Annotated in this window: 2 protein-coding genes; one reads left to right on the top strand and one right to left on the bottom strand. The window is 35.5% G+C overall.

The window, feature by feature from the left end:
- Window positions 1-167: 167 nt before the first annotated feature.
- The gene (locus tag HP456_RS23715; protein ID WP_172255605.1) at window positions 168-788 is read left to right on the top strand and encodes a LysE family translocator; all 621 of its coding nucleotides are present in this window, start codon (window positions 168-170) and stop codon (window positions 786-788) included.
- Between the two features lie 170 nt (window positions 789-958).
- Here HP456_RS23715 and HP456_RS23710 read toward each other — a convergent pair whose 3' ends face one another.
- Window positions 959-1,246, bottom strand: a complete 288-nt coding sequence (locus tag HP456_RS23710; RefSeq protein WP_172255603.1) for a hypothetical protein — start codon at window positions 1,244-1,246, stop codon at window positions 959-961.
- Between the last annotated feature and the right edge of the window lie 390 nt (window positions 1,247-1,636).

The raw sequence follows: 1,636 nt of genomic DNA, 5'->3' as shown, positions 1-1,636 counted from the left end.
AACCTTTTTCCCTATATTAATATTTTCCATTATACACTCCGTTAAATTAGATTTAATTTTATTAAATATTACTTAACTCATCTCTTGTTTCTATGTTAAAATAAATTTACTTTAATTAAGTATGATTTTATCACAATGCATTTCAAATCGTAAGGAGGAGCAGGATTATGAATGACTTTTTAACATTTATCGTACTTTCTTTGTTCGTCGTGATGAGCCCTGGTATTGATACCGCCTTAATAACAAAGAGAACGATATCAGCAGGAAAAAGTGATGGCTTTAAAATGGCCCTTGGTATCACGGCTGGTGCCCTCGTTCATACATTTGCGGCTGCGTTTGGTCTTTCAGCAGTTCTAATGCAATCTGCTGTTGCCTTTGAAGTGGTTAAATACATTGGAGCTGCCTACTTAATTTATCTGGGTGTTTCATCATTCATATCAAAAAATAAAGGACAGATAGTAGAAAACCAGAAAGAGATACCTGCAAAGGACTCAGCTTTTAAGCAGGGGTTCTTTTCAAACGTTTTGAACCCTAAGGTTGCAATCTTTTTTCTAACATTTTTACCTCAGTTCGTAAACACACAATCTCACGCAGCAAACCAACTGATACTGATGGGTATAATATATACGTTCTTGTCAATTGTCTGGTTTATTGTTTATGTCATTTTCATTCATTATCTGCGCAAATGGCTTATGACTCCAAATGTTCAGAGTATGATGGAGAAAGCTACAGGGATTGTATTAATTGGGTTTGGATTAAAATTGGCTTTGGAAAGACAACATGAATAGATAACAAAAAGAACATTGGGGGATTTTGCTCTTTCCAATGTTCTTTATTTTCAATTGACCTCCCAATAATTGAACATAGAAAGCTGAAGAGCAGCAGGCTGAACTTCAGGACTTGCACCCGTAAATGGCAGGTCGTTCATTAATCCAGTAAAGTTCCCGATTGTTAAAACTCAGTTCGTGTTATTTGCAGCCTTTTTCTTTTTATTTACCGAAATTAGAATAGAGACTCCTATCATAACCAGGCTATTAAAGAGCAATAAAAATGCTAAATATGCTGATCCAAATGCTTGGCCCTGATCGTGAAGATAACTTGCATAAGTAAGGCCAATAAAATGAAACAACACTGGGACAACAAGCATTATTATGCAGAGAACCCAATTTGACCTTCCTTTGTTTTGGTTTCTTACAAATACAAACCATCCACCTGCAAACATGAAAATCGCTAATAGAATCAGCATATAACTACCCCCCTCTTGAGACAGTATATTCATTAATTTTCATTTTTCCAAATTATTTGAAATGGCCTTGAATTACACACCACTCATTTCATTAACCAGGCCAGTTGCCTGAACAAGAATAAATCCTGTTGCTTATGAGCCAACAGGATTTTTTTACAGTCGTTATTAAAATGATCAAGTTTTATGATCAAATCCCAGCTTGTCGTAAATGCAGTGATCTACCTGAAATAGTAAACCATAGAGTAAAGTTCCTCTTATTAAAGCGTATCTATAAAACTCTTACCAGCTATTTTATCAGCCGTATAGGTAAACTCTTTTATTAACTTTAGGCTGTTTTCCATATCCATTAGATCTACAATTTCGACAGGGCTGTGTGTGTAGCGGGAGGGG

This window comes from Bacillus haikouensis (assembly GCF_013179555.1).
GTDB classification, from domain to species: domain Bacteria; phylum Bacillota; class Bacilli; order Bacillales; family Bacillaceae_B; genus Rossellomorea; species Rossellomorea haikouensis_A.
This window is presented reverse-complemented; position numbering and strand designations above follow the sequence as displayed.

What these genes read in the sequence shown, in the direction of transcription:
- HP456_RS23715 (WP_172255605.1), top strand. Translation starts at nt 168, where the DNA reads ATGAATGACTTTTTAACATTTATCGTACTTTCTTTGTTCGTCGTGATG.
- HP456_RS23710 (WP_172255603.1), bottom strand. Translation starts at nt 1,246, where the DNA reads ATGCTGATTCTATTAGCGATTTTCATGTTTGCAGGTGGATGGTTTGTA.